Source organism: Streptomyces sp. NPDC104367 (assembly GCF_055583825.1).
In genome coordinates, this window is record NZ_JBVJND010000005.1 from 236,125 (window position 1) to 255,593 (window position 19,469).

General features: G+C 72.9%; 4 protein-coding genes. All 4 read right to left on the bottom strand.

Annotated features, from left to right (window positions below):
- Positions 1-8: 8 nt before the first annotated feature.
- From ACZ619_RS10085 to ACZ619_RS10100, 4 genes are read right to left on the bottom strand one after another with little or no spacing between them, the layout of a single operon-like run.
- Complete coding sequence (locus ACZ619_RS10085; RefSeq protein WP_469596502.1) at positions 9-16,028, bottom strand: hypothetical protein; 16,020 nt, start codon at positions 16,026-16,028, stop codon at positions 9-11.
- Between the two features lie 7 nt (positions 16,029-16,035).
- Positions 16,036-16,377 carry a hypothetical protein gene (locus tag ACZ619_RS10090; RefSeq protein ID WP_469596505.1) on the bottom strand — a complete coding sequence of 114 codons (342 nt, stop codon included), beginning with the start codon at positions 16,375-16,377 and terminating at the stop codon, positions 16,036-16,038.
- Positions 16,370-16,858 (bottom strand): YbaB/EbfC family nucleoid-associated protein, encoded by a 489-nt coding sequence (locus ACZ619_RS10095; protein ID WP_469596507.1) that lies wholly within the window; start codon positions 16,856-16,858, stop codon positions 16,370-16,372. Before ACZ619_RS10095 ends, ACZ619_RS10090 begins: the two co-directional genes overlap by 8 nt.
- On the bottom strand, positions 16,855-19,458 hold the full coding sequence (locus ACZ619_RS10100) for an AAWKG family protein (RefSeq protein ID WP_469596510.1): 2,604 nt from the start codon (positions 19,456-19,458) through the stop codon (positions 16,855-16,857). The genes ACZ619_RS10095 and ACZ619_RS10100 overlap by 4 nt, the downstream gene beginning before the upstream one ends.
- Positions 19,459-19,469: the final 11 nt, after the last annotated feature.

Here is a 19,469-nt window from a genome sequence, read left to right on the forward strand (position 1 = left end):
GCTACTGCTCACGTACTGCTCCCGCTGTGTGCTGCGTCGTCGTGGTGTGGGTGGGGCGGTGGGGACGCCCAGACCAGGGATGGGGTGATGACCGTGGAGCCGGTGCCCGGGGCGGGCGCGGGCGCCGGTGCGGGGGTGTAGTGGACCAGGCGCACGAGGTCGTTCTCCGGGCGGAAGCGGATCAGGGGCTCGCCGCCGGGCCCGTGCGACTGCACGATCTTGCTGAAGACGCCCTCGCTGAACGGCGTTCGGGGTGCCTTCCAGTACAGGTGCGCGCCGTGCATGACGGCCATGTCGTTGTGGGTCATCGCCTCGACGGTCTCGTCGTACACCGGGGTGCTCAGGCGCCCGCCGCCCGGCGTCGTCAGGTTGAAGACGTCGTGGTCGCCGGTGATGGGCTTGAGCGTGCCGTCGGGGGTGTCGCCCTCGCGGCCGAGGACCAGGCCGTTCTCGACGTGGAACCGGTCCTGATCCTTCAACTTGCGCATCGTATCGGCCAGTTGCTGGAACTCGTCCAATCGCTGCGCGTACCTGCCCCGCACCCGTTCCCAGGTCGTGTCGGAGAGGTCGGGGTGGTCGGACCGCTCCGGGAGGACCGGTTCGAAGTAGCCGACCAGGCCGATGTCCTGCTGCCTGGCGCCGAGACGGACGTCCAGCTCGTTGATCGTCTTGGCCTTGATGTCCTTCGGTTTCGGCAGCATGCCCCGGTCGAGCCAGTGGGCGGCGGTCGGGTTGGTGGGCCGTACGTCGATCACGAGCCCCCGCTCGCGGGCGAGCCGGCGGAACTTGCCGAAGTTCTTCTCCGGCATGCCGTACTGCCGCCGCGCCGACTCCGGTGTGACCGCCGGGCCGAGGCGGTGCCCGATCCGCCGGAAGAGGCTGCCGAGGTCGTCCTTGCCGAGGTCCAGGTCGCGCACCGCGAACGGCAGGTCGGGGGTGAGCATCCAGGCCGCGCTCGCCGCGGCACCCACCGTCAGTCCCTCGGTGTCGGCGCCGGTGACCTCCAGGGCGAGGAAGTCCGGGTCCTCCGGGCCGGTTCCGGCCGGGGGCGCGGGCGGCCGGGGCCGGGCGAGCAGGAACTCCCCGCCCCGCTGGTACAGCGTCACCGTGCGGGCGTGCAGTTCTCCGCCGGCCGGGGGGAAGGACCGGGTCGAGCCGTCCTCGGCGACGATCCGGACGGTCGCCCCGGTGGCGTCGGCGGCCATGCGGGCGGCGGTTCCGGTGGTCGCGGTGTTCCAGCGGCGGGCCGTGCGCACCTGGGTGCGGATCAGCTCCCGCTCCTGGGGCGCGGTGAGCGGGGTGTCGTCCGGGACGCGGCCCGCCGTGGCGTGGAACCGTGCCACCGGCCGCCCGTCGTGGCCGAGGCTCTCCCCGGCGTCCGAGAGTTCGGCCGCGGTGAAGGGCGCCGTACGGTCGAGGACCGCGCCCGGTGGCAGCGGGTGGTGCGGGGCGTCGGCGGCCCGGGGGTCGAAGGCGGTGAGCGCGGTCCAGAAGTTGTTGCCGTCGCCGGTGGGTTCGACGAGGTCGTGGACCGTGCCGTCCGGGCCGGTGAGCGTGCCGGGACCGGTGGCGGGGTCGCGGTGCCAGCCGCGCGCGCCGGGACGGGCGGTCCAGGGCGCGACGGCGTGGGCGGGACGGGCGGCCCCCGACGGCTCCGGCAAGGCGGAGGACCTGGGCGCGGGCTTCGGCGCGGGTTCGGGTGCGGGCTCCGGGGCGGGCAGCGGGGGCCGGTCCGGCGCGGACCCGGGTGCGGCCGGCCGGTAGTGGCGGTCCTTCAGGCGCAGTACGACACGGCCGGTGCCCGTCGTGCCCGTCGTGCCCGTCGAGCCCGCCCGCGGTCCGAAGTCCTGGAAGCCGCCGTCCTCCCGCACGACCGTGACGGTGACGCCGAAGTGCCGTGCGGCCAGGGCCGGAAGGAGGTCGGCGGCCCCGTGGTCCCAGCCGGCCTCGGTGCCGCCGCCGCGGCGCAGCTGGGTTGCGGCGAGGGCGGCGCGACCGGCCTCCGGCACGGTTCCGTACAGCGGCAACCGGCCTTCGGCGGCCGCCAGTTCGCGGGCCTCGGGAGTACCGTCGGCGAAGTCGACCCCGGCGGCGTCGAGTTCGGGGCTGGTGAAGGTGTCCGTGCGGTCAGGGACGGCGAGGGCCAGCAGGTCCGGGTGGTCGCCGGAGGTGAGGGCGGTGGCGAGGTCGTCGCGCAGTGCGTCGACCAGTTCACGGCGGCTCGTCCGGGGCAGGTGGCCGGGCAGCCCGGCCTCGGTGAGGTTCAGGCCCTCGGCGAGCGCGTGGTAGAAACCGTCCCCGTCCTCGGGCACGTCGAGGAGGGTGTACGGGACGCCGGACGGCGAGGTGAGCGTGCCGTCCTCGTCCTCCGCGTACCGCTCGGGCGACGCCTTCGCGGCCTTGGCCGGAGCCTCGAACTGCGGCCCGGCAGGCTCCGCGACCCCACCCCGCAACTCCACACCGCCGCCCCGAGCCCCGCCACCGGCATCCGTCCCGGTTCCACCAGCCCCCGTCCCGGTTCCCCCCGTCGTGCCGTTCGCGGGCAGTTGGTGCCATCGGGTCAGGCGGTCCGTCGCCGCGCGCGTCGCGTGGAACGTCGCCGCCGCGGTCCGCGCGGCCGTCCGCTGGGGCGCCAGGTCGGCCCAGAGCCTCCGCAGCTCCCGGACCGCCGCGTTCCGTTCCGCGTTCGCCTCCGCCACGGCGGTCCGCAGCGGGTCGGTGACCGGGGGCGTGCCGACGGTGTCCGACGCCGTCGTGAGCGCGTGCAGGGCGTCGGACAGCCGGGACAGGGCGGCGCCGTACCGTTCCCGGGCGTCGGCGACGGCGCGGCGGGTCGTCCAGTACGCCTTGTCGGCGTCGGCCCAGGCGGTGCCGGCCGCGGCGACCTTCGACCAGGCGTCGGCCACCCGCTCGGGGAAGGTGTCGTCCGTGATCAGGCCGAGGCGCCGGGCCTCGTCCTCGCGGACCCAGGCCAGCACCTGGCCCCGGGTCTCGACGGCCTGCGGTCCGGGCCGGACCCGACCGAACGGACCGAGCGCCCTGCCGACAAGGTCGCCCACCGCGCTGTCCTTGACGTCGTGCTCGACCTCGGCCACCCCCAGCCAGTCCGTGGGGATCGCGAACAGGAACGAACGCCCCGTCTTCGGCTTGACGTTGGACTGCGTGCCGGCGGCGCCGGCGGCCTTGGCGGTGTCGGTGTCCGCCGCGTTGCCGAGGGTCCCGGACGCGCCGGGCACGGCGCTGCCGGCCGCGCCGGCGGCCACCGTGGCCTGGCCGCCCAGCACGGCGTCCTGCGTCTCGGTGCGGCCGGCCGACACCTCCGAGGAGTCGGTGTGGCGCTCGGCGCTCTCCATCGTGCTCTCCGGGGCCACCGTCAGCAGCGTGGCCCCGGTGAGGTCCGGGCGCGCGTACAGCCGGAACTCGCCGTGCGCACCCGCGACGGAGGGGTCCACCAGTCCGGCCACCTGATGGCCGTCCGGGGTGAGGGCGTCGCCGAAGAAGGCGGCCAGCGAGGCGTCGCCGGTGCCGCCGTCGAGGGCGAGCGCGGACGCGGAGCCGGGCCGGGTCAGCGGGGTGCGCCGGGCGGCGGCACGGGCGACGGCCAGGCCGTCCCCGGAGAGCGACTGGGCCTGCCCGGGGCGCACGCCGTACGCCCTGGCCACGGCCAGCTCGGCGGCGGTGTGCAGGGTGTCCCGGCCGACCAGTCGGCGTACCTGGAAGCCGTTGGAGGGCAGCGTGAAGGCCGGACCGGCCGAGCGCCAGGCGTCGATCGCCTCGGGCGTGACCTTGCCGCCCCGCCAGACGGTCACCTTCGGGTCGCCCGGGGTCAGGTCGGGCGGGCCCAGCGGGTCCGGGCCCGTACCCGGACCCGTACCCGTACCCGGGGCGGCGGTGGCCGGGGCGTCCTGGTGGGGTACCGCGAGGCTGAGCGGCACCTGCTCCCGCAGCCGCCCCACGTCTCCCTCCCGCTGCACGTTCCGTCCGTCGTCCAGGGTCAGCGTCAGCCGCAGGCGGTACGGCGTCACGAACTCCGCGTGCGGTTCGTTCGGGTAGAAGACGTACGACTTCCAGCGGGTCGTGGACGTGCCGCTGCCGGTCTGCCGGTCGACCGCCCCCGCGGTGGTGACCGCCGGTCCCGCGGCGGGCGCGCCCGCCGCCCCCGTCCGCACACCCTCGCCGACCGCGGCGCCCGCGCCCCAGCCGCGCCCGGTCACCGCACCGCTCTCCACGGTCTCGGCGGCGACCCGGGCGTCCTGGAAGGTCGTGCTGTGGTCGAGGCCGTCGAACTCCTCCGTGCCCTCGATCAGTTCGACCCGGAGCGTGCCGGTGCGGCCGCCGAGGTGGACCTTCCCCAGGTTGAGGCGGCCGACCCGGGTCGGGGCCGCGGCACCGCCCGACGTCAGACGGTCCCGCAGGGAGCGCAGCGCGCGCGGGGTGACCAGCGAGCGCACCCGGGCCCGGCTCGCGTCGTCGGCGTTGAGGGTGCGCAACGCGTTGTCGAACTCGGCCAGTACGGTCGTGGCGTCGAGGGAGTTGACCGGGTAGGAGCCGAAGGGGTTGGCGCGCAGCCAGCCGGGCCGGGACCAGGCGCGTTCGGTGTACCGGGGCACCTCGCCGAGCTTGTCGTCGATCAGGCCGAGCCGGTGGGCGGCCTTCTCCGGGAGGTGGCCGAGCCAGTCCGCGGCGAAGGTGAGCCGTTTGCCGACCCAGCCGCCGCGGAAGCGGGTCGCGAGGTCGTACACCGGGGAGAGCACGCCGTCGGAGCGCGTGGCGGCGAGGACGTCGTGCCGGGTGTCGCCGGAGACGAGGACCTTGTAGCCCTCGTCGTCGCGGTCCATCTCCGAGGTGACGGTCCGGTTGACGGTGTGCGTGGTGCCGCGGGAGCGCCCCCAGCGGCCGAAGATCCCGTAGGACCCGGCCAGCGAGGGGCCGGCGGGGTGCGAGGCGCCGTAGCCCGCGCCGCCGGTGACGGTGAAGGTCGTGCTGGTGGTGACGGCACCGGAGGACTGGGTGTCGCTGCCGACGGTCTGTTCCGTCTCCAGCTTGACCGGCTTGGACACCACGACCGGGTTGACCACCCGGGTGCGGTGCACCAGGGCGCCGAGCCGGTTGAGGTAGGGGCCCTTGCCGAACAGGCCGTCGATCCGGGAGCCGCCGGTCCCGGAGGTCTGGTCGAACCCGGCGGTCAGGTACTGGGGCTGGAAGGGCCGCAGCATGGCGTCGTGCGCGGGGGCGCCGGACTGCCCGAAGTGCCAGGAGCCGCCGGACGCGGTGCTCATGACGGCCTCGGTGGCCGCGGCCAGCGCCTTGTGCCCGCCGACGCCGACCGTCTGGTACGGCTGGTCCCCGAACGGGTCGGCTTCCTTCTCGCGTCCGGTGGCGAGCGCGTGGGCCCGTTCACCGGTCAGCTCGTCGACCGCGGGTACGGGCCGCGGGGCCGGCCGTGCGGGACCGGGGCCCGGCGCGGGCGTGTGCTCGTCCGGCACGGAGAGCAGCACCCGGCCGCGCACCGCCGCCCGGTCCGCCGTACCGCCGACGAGGTCGGTCTCCGGTTCCGCGTGCACGAACATCCCGGTGCCCAGCAGCCCCAGCGAGGGCAGTCCGCGCCACAGGTTGCGCGGCCGCCAGTAGCCGCCGCTCCTCGCCGTCAGCTCCAGCTGGTAGCTGTGCAGATGGGAGGGGAGGGCGCTGACCGCGAGTCCTTCGTACGAGACGGTCGACCCGTATCCCGTCCTGCGGCCCCGCTGCCAGGCCCAGCGGGGTCCGGCCGTGAGGTTGCCGAGGTTCTTCGGTGCCCCGACCGGGTCCCGGTCCCTGCCGCGGATCGCGAGGCCCGCGTCGAAGCCCGTCTCCAGGGTCCGGCCGACGCTCTGCGAGCCGTCCAGCCGCTCGGTGCCGGGGGAACTCCCGCGCAGGATCAAGTCGTTCTGGGTGCCCTCGTAGCGGCGGCCGGTCATCCGGCCGTCGATCCAGAGGTGGCGGTGGGCGCGGGTGAAGCGGCCGGGGCCGGTGAGGGTGATCCGGACGCCGGTGGTCAGCACGGCTTCGAGGCCGCCCGCCATGCTGTGGTGGGACAGGGACTCCATGACGGAGAGGGTGTTGGCGAGGGCGAGCCGGTAGCGCTCCGGGTCGCGCCACCGCCCGGTGCGCGCCTCCAGCTCGGCGAGCGGGGCGATCATGTCCGGGTAGCGGCGCGCGGCGGCCTCGATCACCTGGTCGGTGAACTCCTGGAGCAGGGTGGGCTCGGTGCCGTCGGCGCCGTCGCGGGTGAAGGCCTCGGGGCGGGCCATGCCGAGCACGGCCGGCTCGTCGTCGGCGAGATAGACGGGCGGCGGCGGCTCGTTGCCGTTCCTCCCGCGCAGCGTCGTGCCGTCGTCCCAGCCCGCGAGGCGGCGCGCCTCGGTGCGGGTCATCCGGTCCAGGCTCCACGTCTCGAACGGCGTCGCCCGGGCGTCGCCGGTCCGCCGCACCCACACGGTCTTGCGCACCCGGTACAGCTCCGTCGGCACCTTCTTGGCCCGGCCCACGATCTTGCGCCCGCCCGAACCGCCGAACATCTGCCCGACCGTGGTGCCGCGCGCGTACCGGCCGACCGCCGCCAGCAGCAGCCGGGGACTGGCCACGCCGCCGGTGGTCAGGTCCACACTGGGCCCGAGGCTGCCGTAGACCTCGAAGCCGTACGACTTCGACAGGCCGCGCTCGTTCTTCACCGTCTGCTGCACGGTGTTGCGCATCTCGGCCGCCTCGGTCTCGCTAAGGAGCACCGCCTCACCGGGGACGACCTTCTCCACGACGAAGGCGCCGAGCGGTGAGCGTGCCCGGTCCTCGCCCAGGAGCTGGCGGGTCGGCACCTTGCCCCGGGCCAGCCGGTCGGCCATGCGGTGGAAGTTCTCGGTGCTGAAGAACCCGGAGAGCTCCTGGTGGGCGGTGCTGCCCGGCCGGGCGCCGGTCCGCTCCAGCGCCCACTTGCGGATCGCCTCGACGGGGCCGTACCCCTCGGTGTGGACCAGCCGGTAGTCGCTCTCGGGGCCCATGGCGATGGTCCGCGGCACCGGCCCCGGCTCACCGGCCTCGGTCTGGTTGTCGGACATGCGCAGGGCGAGGCCGTTGCGGACGCCGAAGGTGAAGTGGCCCTCCCCGGAGGCGAACCCGCCGGGCAGCCGGCCCGGTCCCGCGCCGGTCGGGGCGCCCTCGAAGGACACCTCGTACTGCACGTCGTCCAGGTGGAGATGGGAGCCGTCGCCCATGCGGGTCTCGACCTGGCTGAGGGCCTGGTCCTGCATCGCGTAGTCGTACGACCGCCCGTAGGTGAGCGTGCCGCCGACCCTGCCGTACGCCACCGGGCCGGCCGGCGGTCCGATCGGCACCGAACCGCCCAGCCGCTTGGTCTGCGCCACGGTCCGGCTCGGGCCCGACGCGACCTGGCTGCGGTGTCCGGCGTCGACCTTGACCGGACTGCCGTGCGCGTCGGTGAAGCGTTCCCACGCCCCGTGCGGCCGGGTGGTCACCCGCATGACCCTGGTCCGGCCCCCGGCGTCGGTGAACGCCGGCGAGAGCCAGCCGTCGCCGTGGAAGACGTGCGGGGTGGCGCGCAGGGCGCGGTCGAGAGCGGCCCGGACGTCGTCGGGCAGCCCGGCCCGGTCGCCGATCTCCCGGACGACCTCGTCGGTGCCGCGCAGGGTGGCCCGGCTGTGCCCGTACGACTCGTGCAGGTGCTCGGGCAGCGCGCTGCCGTCGGTGAAGGACACCGGGCCCCGCGCGGGCGGCGGGGGCAGCAGGGAGCGGTCCAGCCGGGGCGGGCGGTGGGTGCGCAGCTCCGCCTCGATGTCGGTGAACGGGTCCGCGGACGCCGGGGGCTCGGGGTCGCCCTTCTCCTCGGCCGGGGGCGGCTGCGGGGGTTCCTCGGCGCGGGAGGCGCCCAGGGCCGTGAGGGTACGGGGGTGGAGGCCGCGGAGGCCGTGCAGGGCCGTCTCGCTGGTGCCGGGGGCCTGGGCGCGCAGGAAGTCCAGCAGCTCGGGCAGGCCTTCGGGGGCCCGGACGTCGTTCGGGACCTGCGGGGAGCCGGTGCCTGCGTCGCCCCGGGCGTTCGCGGTCTCCTTCCCGTTCCCGCCCGCACCTGCGCCCGCGCCCGCGCCCGCGGAGGAGCCGGGTGCCGGGAGGTCCGTCGGTCCGCCCGGTGCGCCGGCCTCCGCCGGGGACAGCGCCGAGTAGTGGTTGACGCCGTTGTAGAGGACGTGGACGGTCCGTGTGCCGCCCGGGTTGAGCTCGGCTTCCGGGAGGCCGTCGGTGCGGACGGCCACGAGACGGAGGTCGAGGGCCTCGGCCACGTGGTCGGGGGCGTAGTCGAAGAAGGGCGTGTTCCACAGGGAGACGTCCCGGACGGAGTCGGCGACGAGATCACCGAGGCCGCGTCCGCGGACGGCGGACAGCGGCGGGCTGTTCTGGGCCCACCGCTGGTAACCGGTGTTCAGCAGTGCGCGCCAGGCGCGCTCGGTCTTCGGGCCGTCCTGTGCCAGAAGCTCGTTGAGCCGGCCGCGCAGGATCGCCTTCCGGGCCTCGTCCGTCATCCGGACGCGCTGCGCGGACGGGGCGTCGGCCGGGTCGGGACGGTAGCCGGGCAGCAGGGCCCGGACCGCGTCGATCGGCAGGTCGGTGAGGGCACCCCGGTCGGCGGGGTCGGTCCTGCGGTACAGCTCCGCGCGGTACATGTTCGCCACGAGCCGCGCGTCGATGTCCGCCAGGTCCCGGGCGGAGAGGTCGGGCAGGGGCCCGCCGAGGACGGTGTGCAGCTGGTCCAGGCGCAGGTCGCGGACCAGCTCGTCGAGGGCGTCGCGCTCGTTGAGGCGGTGGAAGGCCGCCGAGCCGGTGAAGGCGTCCGCCGCCCGGTCGCGCAGCTCGCGGACGCCCGCGGCGAGCGGTGCGGCCCCCGGGTCCTGGAACGCGGCACTGTCCAGCAGCGAGCGGAAGAAGCAGTCGCCGTTGCCGACGACGGACTCCTCGCCGAAGTGCCGGCCGTCCCCGCTGGTGAAGGTCCGGCCCTCGGTCAGGGCACCAGTGGCGGGGGTCTCGACGGGGCCCAGGAGACCGTCGGTGACGGCCTTGACGTCCGCGTCCTCGAAGCCCCTCTCCGCGGGGTCCTTCCAGGGCTTGCCGACGCCGTCCTTCTTCTCCTTGCCGGCGACCCACTGGGGGTGCTTGAACTTCTCCTGGAGCTCGTTGAGCGCGGCCTTCTGCTCGGGGGACGGCTGCTTCCCGAACGCCTGGCCCGTCTCCTCCCAGTCCTTCTGCGCGGCGACGGCGATCTGACCGGAGAGGGTGGGCGGCCGGTTGATCAGGATCCGCTCGTATCCGGTCTTCAGCTCGGACCTGGCCTGGTCCGCGTGCCACTTGGCCATGCGCCGGCCGCCGATGCTGCCGTTCTCCTCCAGGTAGTTGACCTGGTGGCCGGAGAGCGCCATGGCTTCGAGGTTGCCGCTGCGGAAGCCGAGGTGCTTGAGGTTGCCCCCGCTCTGCCGGTGGAGGTACTCGTACAGCCGCATCTGGCCGATGCGGGTGTCGCCGCCCCAGGCCGCCACGCCCTCGCCGTCGTTCTTGCTCGCGTCCCAGAAGTCGGTGAGATCGTGGACGTCCAGTCCGTGGTCCCGGTGGACGGCGGTGATGTCGGGGTAGCGGTCGCGGTGGTGCCTGTTGACCTTGGCGTCGCCCGCGATGACGACGAGCGGGCCGGGCGGCTTGTCCTTCGTGCGTTCCCGGATGGCCGTGAGGAGCTGGCCGATGCCCGTGTAGCTGGTGTCGTGCTCGACGTGGATGTCGCCGCGTTTGCCGCTGAAGCGGGACCACAGGACGATCACCTGGCGGTCCTTCTCGACGGTGACGCCCTTGGTGGCGAGCCACTCGGCGACCTTGGCCTCCTCCGCGGCCGGGAAACGCTCGTCGTCCAGCCCCCAGCCCCTGCGCGCCTTCTCCCGCACGCTCCGGGTGAAGTTGTCGGCGATCCACTCGGTTCCGCCGCCCACCGGCAGGATCAGGTTCCTGAGCCTGGTCTTCGACAGCGGTGCCTGTCCCTCCAGCGCTTGGGCGTTGAGGTCGTCGAAGATCTCCCGGGCGTGGGCGTCGCCGTCCGTGCCGGCCGTGATCTCCCGCTCGTGGACGCGGTCGCGGGGGACACCGCTCGCCCGGTAGAACTCGGCGATCTCGGCGCTGCGGTCGCGCGGGTTGCCGGGGTCCCGCACCACGACGACGTGCAGGTTGTCGTCGCCGAGGAGGTAGGCGGCGATGCCGAACTGGTCACCGGTCGCGTATCCCGGGTGCTGGAGCACCTTCGTCAGGGCCGGACCGGAATCGGGCTGCTTGGTGAACCGGGCGGCCTTCTCCTCCTTGGTCGGCCTGGAGCCGCTCGCCTTGCCGCCCTGGCCCCGCCCGCTCTCCCACAGGGGGTCCCGGGCCGGGTTCGTCCGGGTCCCGCCGGCGGGAGGCTGGGGCCCGGCGGCACCGGCCGGGGCGCCCTGGGCGGCGAGCAGCTGGTGGGGCGCGGTGCCGGGGTCCGCCGTGCCCGCGGCGGCGAGCAGCGCGCGGTACTGGTCCGGGGTGGGGGTCGCGGTCGCGGGCAGGCCGAGGGCGTCGCGGGTGATGCGGGTGAGTACCTCGGGGGTCATCCGGGCGTCGGTGTAGGGGTGCCCGGTGCTGTTCCAGCGCAGCCGCTCCAGGGCACCGAGGCCGCGCAGCAGCTCCGGGTCGGCGCCGGTCTCCAGGCCGGTGGTGCCGCGCAGGGTGCGGACGAGCTGGAGGGTGCGGTTGGCCGCGAACGGGTCCAGCGGGCCGTCGCCCTCGCCCTCGCGCATGCCGCCGTGGCCGGCGAGCGTGGCCAGGGCGTCGCCGGACGGCTCGGGACGGAAGACCCGCCACTGGCCCGCGGTGACCTGGGTGTCGTCCGACTCGACATCGAGAACCGGCCTGACCTGGCCCGAACTGTCCAGCACCGTGCCGGTCTTGGTGGTCGGCGCGAACACCGGGCGGCCGGTCACGTTGGCGACGTGCTGGGCGACCGGCAGTCCGCCGTGGGTGGGGGAGGCGCCGGTGAAGCACGAGTAGAGGACGATCGGCCGGCCGGCCGGGCCCAGCCCGCCCCAGCGGCTCAGATAGCGGCCCAGCTCGCGGCCGCTGACCTCGACCCTGGTGAACGTGTCGTCCGGGCCGGGCTGTTCGAGGGCGAGTTCGACGCGGGTCGGCTGCCCGTGTCCGGCGAAGAACGACACGGTCTGGCCGCGCCAGGGCACCTCCTTGGGGGCGCCGGTGAGCACCTTGCGCTTGGGGCGGTGGTCCGAGTACTCGGTGGCGGACGTCACCACCGGATAGCGGCGCTCCCTGCGGGCCCAGTCCGCGGGCGTGAAGGACGCGATGCCCTGGTTCTGTCCCGGGTCCTGCCCCTCGCCCTGCCCCTCGCCCTGCCTCTCGCCCTGCCTCTCGCCCTGGTTCTCGCCCTGGTTCTCGCTCTGGCTCTGGTCCTGGTCCTGGCCCTGTTTCTGTTCCTGGTTCTCGTTCTGGTTCTCGGCTCGGTTCCGGCCCAGTTCGTAGCCGCGTACGTCCGTGTCCGGCACCCTCGTGTCGGTCAGCGTGCGGACCTGCCCGACCGGGCGGGTGACCAGGCGGGTGGGCTCGGTGGGCGGGGCGGGCGAGGGGCCGGCGAGGTATTCGGTGATCTGGGCGACGTCCTCGTCGAGGAAGCCCTTGTCGCGCGGGTCCTTGTAGGGCTTGTCGATGCCCCGCTTGTCCGTCTTGCCGCGGACCCACTGCGGGTGCTTGAACGCCTCGGCCAGGGTGTTGAGTTCGGCCTTCTGGTCCGGTGTCGGGTTCTTGTACTCCTCTTCCCTGCTCTTCCACACCGCCTGTGCGTCGACGGCGATCTGGCCCGAGAGCGTCGGCGGCCGGCGGATGAGGATGCGCTCGTAGCCGGTGTGCAGAGCGGCCCTGGAGTTGGCCGCGTGCCACTTGGCCATTCGGTCGCCGCCCAGGCTGCCCGGCTCCTCCAGGTACCTGACCTGGTGACCGGCCAGGGCCATCGCCTCAAGGTTGCCGCTGCGGAAGCCGAGGTGCTTCAGGTCCCCGCCGCTCTGCCGGTTCAGGTACTCGAACAGCCGCATCTGTCCGGCACGGCTGCTGCCGCCCCACTTCGCCACGCCTTCCTTGTCGTCCCAGAAGTCGGTGAGGTCGTGGACGTCGAGCCCCTCCTCCCAGTGCTTCTGGGTCATCTGCGGGTAGTGCGCCGGGCGTTGGGCGTTGACCCTGGCGTCGCCGGTGATGATGACGAGCGGACCGGGCGGGTCGTTCCTCGTGCGGTCGTGGATGCCGGTGAGGAGCTGGCCCATGCCGGTGTAGCTGGTGTCGTGCTCGACGTGGATGTCGCCGCGTTTGCCGCTGAAGCGGGACCACAGGACGATCACCTTGCGGCCCGGCTCGACGGTGACGCCCTTGGTGGCGAGCCATGCGGCCACCTTGGCCTCGTCCTCGGTGGTGAACCCCTTGGCGTCCAGCCGCCAGCCCTCGCGCACCCTGTCCCGCACGCCCTGGCTGAAGTTGCCGCCGATCCAGGTGGTCCCGGAGCCCACCGGGATGCTGAGGGCACCCACCTTGCCCTTGCTGAGGGCGCTGAAGCCGGGGGCCTCGCTGTTGATCTCCCGGACGAACTCGTCGGACCTGTCCTTCGCCTGCTTGGGCGTCAGGCCCTCCACATGGCGGATCCGGTCGGAGTGGATGCCGCTCTGCCGGTAGAACTCGGCGATCTGCTTGCCCTTGTCGCGCGGGTCCTTGCCGGGTGCGGCGCTGTTCACGAGGACATGGAGGTCCGGGTCGCCGAGCAGGGCGGCGGCGATGCCGAACTGGTCGCCGGTGGCGTAGCCGGGATGGGTGATGACCTGCTTGTAGGCGGTGTCCGAGGACGACGACTCGGTCTTGGTGTTCGGTTTCCCGCCCTGGTTCTTGCCCTGGCCCTGGCCCTTCTCCTTGCCCTTCTCCTTGCCCTGCTTCCTGTTCTTGCCCGGGTTGTTCGAGCCGGAGCCGGAGCCGGAGCCGGTGGTGGGCGGTCGGCGGCGGGTCGAGCCGAGCAGGGAACCGACGGCGGCGGGGCTCAGCCCCTGGAGGCGGTCCAGGAGGCGCTGTTCGAGGTCGAGGCCGGGCTGGTCGCGCAGGAAGGCGATCAGCGCGTCGGCGTGGCCGGACGCGCTGCTGGTGGTGGCCGGCCTCACGAAGGTCCCGGCCTGCTCCGCGGGCGCTTGGGAGGGGGAGTTCTCGATGGCGGAGTAGTGGTCGGTGCCGTTGTAATAGACGTAGACGGGCCTGCCCGCGGCGGGGTTGAGGTCGGTGTCCGGGGGGCCGTACCGAGTGGGGTCCACCACGGTGATGTTCAGGTCCAGCGCCTGGGCGACCGCGTGCGGGGCCGAGTCGAAGAACGGCGTCGTCCACATGTTCCGGTCACGGATGGACTCGGCGACGAGATCGCCGAACTGACGGGTCCGGAAGTCGGCGAGATCCGGGGTCTGCGGCGCCCACCGCGGAAACCTCTCCCGCAGCAGGCGGGACCAGATCTGCCTGGCCGCGTCGGTGTCCTGCGCGAGGATGCTCCGGAACCGGTCCCGCACCATGCTGAGCTGGACTTCCCGGGTGAGGGTGTCGCGCTGTGCCTGCTGGGTCCCGTCGGGTGTCGGCCGGTAGCCGGGTTGCAGGGCGCGGACGGCCGCGTCGGGCAGGTCCGTGAGGATGGCCCGGTCGGCGGGGGCCGGGGCGAGCTGCCGCAGTTGCTCGGCGTAGAGGTTCCTGCGCAGCCGGTCCTCGATCACCGCCTGCTGCTCGGCGGACAGGGGCGGCGGTGTGACCGCGCCCATGAGTTCCGTCAGGTCGTTCAGCCCGATGTCCTGGATGAGGACGTCCAGCGCGTCCCGGTTGTTCATCTCGGTGTACGCGGCCGATCCGCGGAAGGCGTCCGCCGCGTGGTCCCGCAGTTGCTGGACGTCCATCGCGGTCAGCGCCGAACCGTGGCCCTGGTGGTGCAGCCCGGCGATGAGCGAGGTGAAGAAGCAGTCGCCGTCGCCTCTGACCTCCAGTACCCGCAGCTCCTCGCCCTCGCGCAAGGGGACCGTCCGCATGAGGCGGCGGTCCTGGGCGGCGACGGACGAAGGGGCCGACGGGGACGTGCCGGCGGTGGACCCGTGCACGGGAGCGACGGCCGACGGGGACGCCCCCGGGTGCGAGGACGAGGACGAGGGCGAGGACGAGAGCGGGACCGAGGACGAGGGTGAGACGGTCGTCGTCACGGGGGCCGGGGGTGTGAGCGCGTCGGAGTCCGTGGAGGTCTGGTCCGGGGTCCGGCCCGACGTGGCGGTCTCCATCTCGGGCGCGGTCACGGGCTCCTCGATGTCGGCCTTGTCGCCGCTGTCGGTGGCCGTGCCGGTGGTGTCGGTGTGGGCGGTGGCCGGTTGGCCGGTCGGGTGCGTCGGTGAGGAGGCCGGTGAGGAGGCCGGTGAGGACGGGGCCGACGTGGTCCTGACCGGGGTGGGTGCCTGGGTCGATGCCGGGTCCGATGCCGGGTCCGATTCCGGGGTCCGTGTCCGGGCCGTGGAGCCGTCGGAGGTCGTGGTGGTCCGGTCCGGGGCGGCGGTCTCCTGCTCCTCGTGCCCCTGCTCATGCCCCTGCCCCTGCTCCTCCTCCTTCTCCGGCGCCCGGTCCTCGGTGTCGTGGTCCCGGCTGGTCGTCGGCGTGGTCCTGGACGTGCCCGACGCGGGGGTCGTCCCGGACGTGCGCGAAGGGTTCGCCGCGCCCGACGACGTACCGGAACCGGAACCGGTGCCCGAGCCGGCGTTCGACCGGGTGCCCGAGGTCGTGTCCGACGTGCCCGAGGTGACCGGCGCCGGGATCGAGCGGACCGCGGTGTTCCCGGCCGTCCCGGTCTCCCCGTCCAGGTCCATCGCCCGGACGTCGTTGACCGCGTTGATGTTGATGTTGAACTGCGAGCCGAACTTCGCCACGCCCGAGAAGACGGCGCCCATCACCAGCCCGCTGGTGGCCGCCCCCAGGAACGTGTCCCCGCTCACCGCCCAACTGCCCGTGAACAGGCCCACGGTGACGAACTCGCCGGCGGTCTCGGCGGCGCCCTCCAGGACGGCGTCGCCGATGTCGTCCCCGATGCCGCCGTGGCTGTCGGTGTGCGTGCCGGTGTGGGTGTCGCGGGTGCCGACGTCCCGGTGGTTGTTCGCGGACGACGGGATGTCCCGGTCCAGCTTCGAGGTGATGCCGTCGTCGAACTTCTTGAAGACCGTGTCGTCGAGATGGCTCCGCCGGAAGAAGTTCTTGAACTTGTCCGTGAGCGACTCGAACGCCCCGTGGAAGAGCCCGGTGATCCCGCCGAACACGGCGTCCTGGAAGATCTGCCCCCAGTCGAAGCCGTTCGGCCGCCGTCCGTTCGGCCCGAACGCGATGAGTGCCAGCCGGACCGCGAAGGTCGTGAACGCCTCGTCGAACGCCTCGCTCAGGCTCGGCATGAGATGCGTGCGCTTCATGAGCTGGTCGAGGATGGTGAGGATGGTGACCCGGGTCTGGGCCCTGGCCACCGCCGCCTCCCCGGCCGTCGTGCCGCCGCTGAAGATGGACATCACCAGGATCACGGCGAGTTCGATCAGCAGCCGGACGATCTCGGCGATGATCTGCCACTTCGCCTCGATGATGTTGATCGACGTCTCGACCCGGCCCCGGGCGACGACGTCCAGCTCGTCGGCGAACTCCTTCAGCAGGTTGCGGCCGTTGTCGTCGACGAAGAGGTTCATCGCACGGACGTAGTTGCGCGCGACCGAGGGCGGCAGCGAACGGCCGACCTCGATCACCGACTCCTCGATCAGCCCGGACAGCTTGGTGAGCTGCTTGCCGAGCCGGTCGTACGCCTCGTGGCTCTGGTAGGCCTTGTCCTCGTCCGCCTGGAGCATGCGTTCGCCGATGAGCACGAACAACAGGTTGTTGACCTCGGGCGAGACATGGATGGCCATGGGTGTGTCAGTGCCTTCCGGGGCCGTTCGCGGAGTCGTGGATGGCGTCCAGCACACCGCTCTGGGTGCCCACGATGTTCCGCAGGTTGGTGGTGGTGCCGTTCGCGACCTGGAACACGGCCTCCGAGATGGCCTCGCCGGTGTCCGTGACCGACTCGCGCTCGGTCTTCTCCTGCGGGCCGACCTCGCGCGCGAACTCGTCGTCGCTGCCCGGCCAGTCGCGCGTGAGGTTCACCGCGGACACGAAGTCGCGGATCATCTCCCGGGCCACGGAGCTGATCTCGTCGACCTGGCGCACCCCGGCCTGGATACGGCCGGGGTCGGCGAAGTAGGCGTTGCCGTCAGCCATGACGGTGCTCCTTCCCGGAGTAGTCGGAGTCCTCGGGGTCCTCGCTGATCTCGTCGCGCAGCCGGTGCCCGGAGGAGCGGCGCGGAGACCGGCCCGGCTCGTCCTCCAGGACGGCCGAGCCGAAGATCCTGCCCCAGTCGACGTCGACCCCGCTCAGCTCGGGCACGCCCGCGCTGGGCCGGGTGAACGGCTCGAAGACCTCCATCACCCGGCGGGCCATCTCCCCGCGCGCCTCGGTCGCCGCCTCCAGGACGCTCGCCGCCAGCTGCCCGGCCGCCATGGACCGGTGCCGGTCCTCCAGGAACCGCAGCCCGGTCAGCTCGCCCTGCGGGCCGACGGTGACCTCCACGCTGCGGTCCTTGGAGCGCACGGTCACCGACGCCTCGGCGATCTCCGCCTCCGCGCGGGCCACCGCCGTGCGGGTGGCGTCCAGTTCGGCCATCGCCTCCGCGAGCCGCTGCTCGTACGAGGAGCCGCTCATCGTCCGATCACCGAGGGTGCCCCGCCTTCCTCCGCGCCCCACACGTCCTCGTCCTCGTCCTCGGCCAGCCAGCTGGCCCGCTCCTCGCCGCTCTCCGTCCGCAGCCCGTCCCGGCGCCCGTCGGCGGACTGCGGGCCGAACGGGGAGGCCGCGGAACTGGTGGTGATCCTGGCCCGCCCGGTGGTCGTGCTCTCCGCCTCGTCCTCGGCGCCCGTGGCCCGGTTGCGGCCCTTGCCCGGACGGCGCGAACGGCCGCCCAGGGGGCCGCCCGCACCCGGTTCGGTGAGGACGTTCCGCACCCGCTCGTTGGTGCCGTTCTGCCCGCCCGCCCCGGCGCCGCCCATGCCGCCCATCGGCATCATGGGCGAGCCGGAGGAGGACTCGGCGGAACCGGTGGAGGCGGCGGAGGCGGCCGGGGCCCCGAGGGCGCCCGAGGTGTACGGCGAGTCGTCGTACCCGTCGAAGGACTGGCCGAGGCCGGTCGACGTCGTCGTGCCGCTGCCGCCGAGTCCGCTCAGCCCGCTCAGCCCGCTCAGGCCGGTCAGCCCGTTCAGACCGTCCAGGCCGAGTCCGGAGCTCAGCGGGGTGCCGCTGCCCGAGTGCTGGAGGCTGCTGAGCGAGCTGGTGAGGTTGCTGTTCAGGCTGCCGAGGTTGTCGTTGAGGTCGTCGAGGTCGTGGTCGAGGCCGTCGGAGAGGTTGCTGTTCAGGTCGCCGAGGCCGCTGCCGAGGTTCGTGGTGGTGGTGTTGCCCTGCGGGTCGGTCGTGGTCGCCGTGCCGGTGGCCGGGTCGACCGTGGTGACCGTGCCGTCGGGGTAGGTGGTGGTGAGCGTGCCGTCCGGGTTGAGGGTGGTGACGCTGCCGTCCGGGTTGGTGATGCTGTCGCCGCTGTCCAGATCCTGGGTGGTGGTCTTGCCGTCCTTGGACGTGGTGGTGACTTTCCCGGTGGTCGGGTCGAAGACGCTGACCGAGCCGTCCGGGTAGGTCGTGGTGAGCGTGCCGTCCGGGTTCAGGGTGGTGGTGCCGCCGCCGGGGTTGGAGAGGCTGGTGTCCAGACCGCCGCCGAGGTTGGTGCTGAGGTTGCTCAGGCTGCTGAGGTTCGAGCCCAGGTTGCTCAGGCCGCCGAGACCGTCGCCGAGGTTCGTGGTGAGGTCGTTCAGCCCCGAACCGAGGTTGGTCGTCAGATTGTTGAGGCCGTCGCCCAGATTGTTCCCGATGTCCCCGAGGCCGTCGCCGAGGTTGGTGAGGTTGTTCCCGAGGTTGTTCGTCAGGTTGTCGAGGCTGTCGCCGAGGCCGTCGCCCAGGTTGTTCAGCGCGTCGTTGATGCTGTCGCGGATGTCGTCGTTGCTGTTCGAGTCGCCGTTCTGACCGTGCTCGTACTGGTCGGTCAGCGAGGAGGTGTCCTTGGTGTCGAGGGTCTCCTCCAGCGGGTCGATGGCCTCGATCCACGCGTTGTTCAGGTCGGACAGGGCCTGCTTGGCCTTGGGGATCAGATCGCGCTCGATGTAGGAGTTCCAGCGCTTGACCGCCGCCTCGCCGATCTTCTTCCAGCTGTTGATGTCGTTGAGGCTGCCGTAGTCCGGGTGGTTCTGCTTGAAGTTGGCGTCGGCCGCGTAGGACGTGTCGCCCCCGCTGGTGTCCTCCGTCATGTGACTGACGTTGTTCTCGATGATCCAGAGGCTGAGCTCGCCCAGGATCTCCAGCAGCCCGCGGTGCGGGTCGTGTTCACCGGCGTTGGCCCAGGTGGTCCAGGCGTCGGCCAGGACCTGCGTCTGCTTCTTGAAGTCCTGCTGGGCCTGGGCCAGCGCGTCCGAGTACGGGGAGGCCGGGGTGTGGCCGTCGATCGTGGTGGTCGAGGCGGTGTAGACGAGGCCGCCCATCTGCTCCACGTACGAGTCGTAGTTCTTGCGCAGTTGGTGGATCAGGTCGCGGAAGACGCCGGCCGCCTGTCCCTGCCAGGCGCTGTCGTCGCCGCCGAGCGAGTCCTCCCACTGCTTGAGGGTGGCCGCCCGGTCGACGAAGAACTGCTTCGCCCGGTCGAAGGCCTGGCCGGTGGTCTCGAACGACTTCAGTTTGACGGCGTCCTTGTCGGGCACGCTCGCGCCGCTCTCCGAGAACCCCTGGGTGCTGTGGTCGCCGCTGAGCAGCGTCTCCAGCGCCCGCTTCGACCCGGTGACGTACTGGGCGAGACCGGAGTTGTCCCACTGGTCGCCGTAGCGGCCGGTGAAGGGCGAACCGCCGAAGTACTCGCCGTTGTCCAGCAGCCGGGCCTTGCCGTCCGCGTCGAGCGGGACGCCGATCAGCACGATGTGCGCCTTGCGGATGCTGAAGTCGCTGCTGTAGTGGTCCGAGCCGTCCTTGGCGTCGTCCGTCCCCGCCCAGCTGAGGATGTAGTCGTCGCCGTTGGCGACGTGCCAGCCGTTGAGGACCGAGTAGTCCTCACGGGTGAAGACCCGCATGCCCTCGGTGCGGATGTCCATGCGGAAGAGCGGGATGCCCTCCTTGCTCTTCAGCTTGTCGAAGAGACCCGCGCGGCTGGGCATGGGGAAGCCGGTGAACAGCGTCACCGCCTGTCCCCAGTAGTCGTCCTGGTCGTAAGGCATGCGATCCCCGA

Bases quoted from the DNA above. Each gene is read 5' to 3' on its own strand.
- ACZ619_RS10100 (WP_469596510.1), bottom strand. From the start codon at position 19,458: ATGCCTTACGACCAGGACGACTACTGGGGACAGGCGGTGACGCTGTTC.
- ACZ619_RS10090 (WP_469596505.1), bottom strand. From the start codon at position 16,377: ATGGCTGACGGCAACGCCTACTTCGCCGACCCCGGCCGTATCCAGGCC.
- ACZ619_RS10085 (WP_469596502.1), bottom strand. From the start codon at position 16,028: ATGGCCATCCATGTCTCGCCCGAGGTCAACAACCTGTTGTTCGTGCTC.
- ACZ619_RS10095 (WP_469596507.1), bottom strand. From the start codon at position 16,858: ATGAGCGGCTCCTCGTACGAGCAGCGGCTCGCGGAGGCGATGGCCGAA.